Source organism: Streptomyces sp. 8L, from assembly GCF_020176795.1.
Classification (GTDB): Bacteria; Actinomycetota; Actinomycetes; order Streptomycetales; family Streptomycetaceae; genus Streptomyces.
Map to the genome: position 1 here is coordinate 1 of NZ_JAIUKE010000499.1, position 4,227 is coordinate 4,227.

Annotated in this window: 3 protein-coding genes; 1 reads left to right on the forward strand and 2 read right to left on the reverse strand. The window is 69.3% G+C overall.

From position 1 onward, the window contains the following. Positions 1–179: 179 nt before the first annotated feature. Positions 180–1,229: an ABC transporter substrate-binding protein gene (locus LCE31_RS32450; protein ID WP_225020807.1), complete on the reverse strand. Its 1,050-nt coding sequence runs from the start codon at positions 1,227–1,229 to the stop codon at positions 180–182. Between the two features lie 560 nt (positions 1,230–1,789). Between LCE31_RS32450 and LCE31_RS32455 the strand changes: the two genes are divergently transcribed. Beyond that, the gene (locus LCE31_RS32455; protein WP_225020809.1) at positions 1,790–2,572 is read left to right on the forward strand and encodes a FadR/GntR family transcriptional regulator; all 783 of its coding nucleotides are present in this window, start codon (positions 1,790–1,792) and stop codon (positions 2,570–2,572) included. 56 nt (positions 2,573–2,628) lie between these two features. Here the strand turns inward: LCE31_RS32455 and LCE31_RS32460 are convergent, their stop codons facing one another. Then, complete coding sequence (locus LCE31_RS32460; protein ID WP_225020811.1) at positions 2,629–3,927, reverse strand: MFS transporter; 1,299 nt, start codon at positions 3,925–3,927, stop codon at positions 2,629–2,631. Positions 3,928–4,227 lie beyond the last annotated feature (300 nt).

The following is a 4,227-nucleotide window of genomic DNA, read 5'->3' on the forward strand; positions in this document are numbered from 1 at the left end:
GTGGCGGGGGGCCGCGTCGACAACGGGAACAAGGGGCTGGGACAACGGTGTGGACGTGTGGTGGGCCGCGCGTCGCGGGAACGCGACGGGCGAGGTGTCAGCGGTGGCGGGCCCGCCCGTGGCGCACCCGGTGCCAGCACGCGGGCCGGAGCGGCGCCGGGACGACGGCGCTGACCGGATCAGATGGCGTGCAGCGCCTTCTGGTACTCCTGGAGCAGGATGTCGTACTTGTCGGGTTCGATGACCGGTGTGGACCAGGCCGGCTTCCACTTCTTCTCGTTCCACACCGTGGGGTCGTCGTGGGCCACGTCGCTCAGCGACACGTGGTTCGTGATGGAGACGACCTGCTTCTGCCCCTCCTTCGACATGATCCAGTCGATGAAGAGCTTGGCGGCGGCCGGGTGCGGCGCCTTCTTCGCCAGCTCCTCCAGCACGGCGGCGGAGGGCAGCGGGTTCGGATTGGAGAAGGCGAGGCGCGTCGGTGTCTTCTTCTGCAGCGCGGCGGCCTTGTAGCCGTACGCGTTGGCGACGGCGGCGGGTTCGCCGCCCTGCACCTCGGTCAGCGACTGGGTGTGGCTCTCGACCAGGCGGGGCTGGTTGTCGCCGAGCTTCTTGACGAGTTCGAGGGCCTTGTCGTGGCCCATCGCGGAGATGAGCCCCTCGTACCAGTTGATGGCCTTGGGGTCGATGGAGAACTTGCCCTTCCACGCGGGCTTGGCCAGATCCGCGAGCTCCCTCGGCACGGGCAGGTGCTGCGACTTGACCGCCTGGGGGTTGTAGGCGATGGCGCTGGTGTTGATGTAGACGACGTTGCGGTAGCCGTCCGGGAGGTTCTGCAACTGCTTGGGCAGCGGTGGGATTTCCGGCACGCGGTACGGCGCGAGCGTGCCGACCTTGATCAGCTGGTAGGTGGGTTCGGAGTCGGCGGAGATGACGTCGGCGTTGAACTTGCCGCCGCGCTGCTCGGTGACGAGACGGGAGGGCAGTTTGTCGGCGCTCAGCCGCAGCGCCTCCACCTTGATCCCGGGATACGCCTTCTGGAAGGCCGAGATCATGTCATCGACGTCGTCGTCGGCGAACGTCGTGTACCAGAGCAGCTTTCCCTCCTTCTTGGCCTGCGCGAGGAGTTGGTCCGGCTGCTGGGCGGGCGCGACCTTGGTGACGGCGCCGCCGCCGGTGGCTCCGCCGCATGCGGTCAGGACGCCTGCAAGCAGCAGCGCGCCCGACATGCGTGCGGGGGAACGCCATCTGGTCGACAGGGCTCGTGGTGCGTGCGGTGTGCGCCGGCTGTGCCTGTCACGTGGGCCCCGCATTCCGCCACCTCCAGTCGAGGGCCCCGTGGAACCCGACCGGTGGGTGTCTTTCGTGGGGCCTCGCCGAAAAACAAGTGTCATTCTGGGCTGACGGTATGACCATTGCAATAGTCGTGCGGGGATTTCTCGCGAGATACGTAACCGTGTCCGGCGCACCACGACAAGGGCATCGGCGCCCGGAACGCATGCTTCAGCACACGCACTTCAGTGCGCCTGGAACAGAACCGACTTGGGCCGTGGGAGACTTGACCGGGTCCATCATCGAAAGGATCGTGGGACACGGCCGGGGGTGGCCACCGGAGCGCACGCGCACCGGGTGCGGTCGACGCGGCCACCCGGCGCGGACCGTCGGGACGGCGGCCGAAAAGAGCGTCCCGGGCGGGCCCGACTCACCCGCCCCACGCGTTACGGTGGGCGGCTCAGACCACAGGGATCATTGGTCATACCCTAATCCGGTAGACTAGGACGGTCAATACATGACGAAAGGACTCCCCATGCCGGCGCGCCGAGCGAGTGCGAAGGAAGACGGCCGCCAGGCCGGCCTTCTCACCCCCGTGAACGACCGCCGCATCTCCGCGTTGATCGTGGACCAGGTGCGGACCCTCATCCACGAGGGGAAACTCAGTTCCGGAGACCGGCTGCCCCCCGAGCGCGAGATGTGCGAGCGGTTCGGCGTGAGCCGGGTCACCGTGCGCGAGGCCCTGCGGGTGCTGGAGGCCAGCGGCCTCGTGGAGATCCGGGTGGGCGCCCACGGCGGCGCCTTCGTCACCAAGCCGACCAGCGACCGGGTGGGCGCGAGCATCGTCGACCTGCTGACCCTCTCGTCGGTGACGGCGACGGAGGTGACGGCCGTGCGCATGGTGCTGGAGGTCGGCATCATCCCGCTGCTGTCCGAGAGTGTGGACGACGAGGACATCGCCGACCTGAACGCCATCTGCGACCGGCAGGAGGCCGCGCTCGACAGCGGCGAGTACCACGTGTCGCTGTCCGCCGAGTTCCACACCCGGCTGGCCGCCGCGACCCACAACACCGCGTTCGAGATGCTGATCCAGTCCTTCCACGGCCCGCTGCTGATGTCACTCGCCAAGGCCAAGAGCACCGCGCCCGAGATGGGCCGCCGCGGCCTGGAGGAGCACCGCGCCATCGTGGAGGCCGTGCGCACCGGGGACGTGGCGAAGGGCGAGGCGATCATGCGCGAGCACCTGACGCGCACGGCCGACCGGCTCTGCCTGGACGAGGAGCCCGCGAACAACGCGTGAGGGAGCCGCGGGACCGGATCACTCGCCGGCCCCGCGGCCCCGTCACGGGCCGCCGCTCAATAGCCCTGCGGGCGCAGGACGAGGCAGCAGCCGAGCGAGATCAGCACGGACACGAACAGCACGCCGAAACCCGCCGTGTACGAACCGGTGGCGGTCAGCAGCGTGCCCATCAACGCGGGCAGCACGGCCCCGACCAGGTTGGTCAGGGACGAGAACACACTGCTGGAGTACTCGGTCTGGTGCGTCGGCATCAGGCTGTGCAGCAGCGACCAGTTGGTGACCACGCACCACGCGTTGCCCGCGAGTCCCAGGAAGATGAAGAAGCTGTCCACGCCCGCGTTGCTGAACAGCGCGGTGCCCGCGATGCCGACACCTTCCACGGCGAAGCCCCAGGCCGCCCAGCCCGCGCGTTTCACCTTGCGGTCGGAGGCCCGGCCCACCACGATCATCACCACGATGGACAGCACGTTGGCGACGGTCAGCACGATGCCGATGTTGCCGAGGGTGACGTGCCGTGCCTGCTGGAGATAGAGCGGGACCCAGGTGACCAGCCCGTAGAAGGGCGCGTTGGTGCCGATGTACATCAGCATGGTCAGCCAGTAGCGGTAGTTGCGGAACGGCGACTCGGGCCCGTGCTTGGGCACCGTGGTCGTGGTCTCGAACCGGTCCGCCTCGATGTGCTGGACCTCTTCCTCGGTGACACCGCCCGCGTCCTCGGGGCGGTCCTGGAGGAAGATCAGCACGATCAGGAAGGCGAACACCGCCGCGACGACGGCCTGGGTGAGGAAGGTGACCCGCCACCCGGTGCCACTGATCATGACGGTGGTGAGCGAGCTGCCGATCGCGGAGCCGACGAAGATGCCCGAGAGCCAGGACGCGTTGGCGCGCGCCCGCTCCTGCATCGGGAACCACCGCGCGGTCAGCGTGTGCGCGACCGGGTAGAAGCAGGCCTCACCGATGGCGAGCAGGATGCGCGTCCCGTACAGCTCGTTCAGGGTGTTGACGAACGGCGGCAGTGCCAGGGCGAGCACCCAGATCGCGGTGCCGATGAGCATCGACTTGCGCGGTCCGAGCCGCTTGAGCACGAATCCCCAGCCGAACAGCGCGATGCCGTAGGCGTAGAGGAACAGGCTCGTCAGCCAGCCCACGGAGCCCGGATGCTTGTCCAGGCCGAACTGGTGGCTGAAGGCGTGATCGGTGACGATGACGCCGATGGAGGACTTGCTCAGTTGCGCGACCGAGAAGGCGATCAGCAGGGGCAGGCTGACGTGGAGCCATCTTTGGACGTGCCGGCCGCGCAGAGCGGCCAGGCGGCGGGGTGCGGGGTCTGCCCTCAGTTCTGTCTCGGGTGTCACGTGCTTGCGTCCTTGCATGTACGTACGAGTGAGCACGCGGCCCTGCGGTACCGGGCGCGCGTGCTGGAGGGTGCGCGCGGGATCGCGCGGCAGTGTGCGCGTTGTGTTCGGTGTGTTCAGGTGGGGTTGCCGGCCGGCGGCTGTGGTGTGTTCCGGCCCGCACGGTGGTGTGCCGAGTGCCCGGCCCCCGGGGGGGCCCCCCCGGGGGGGCCCCGGCCCCGGGGCGGGGGGGGCCCCCGGGGGGGGGGGGGGGGGGGGGGGGGGGGGGGGGCGCCCCCGCGGCGCCGGGGGAGAGGGAGG

Excerpts from the sequence above, each read along its gene's own strand:
- LCE31_RS32450 (WP_225020807.1), bottom strand. The coding sequence starts at position 1,229 with ATGTCGGGCGCGCTGCTGCTTGCAGGCGTCCTGACCGCATGCGGCGGA.
- LCE31_RS32455 (WP_225020809.1), top strand. The coding sequence starts at position 1,790 with ATGACGAAAGGACTCCCCATGCCGGCGCGCCGAGCGAGTGCGAAGGAA.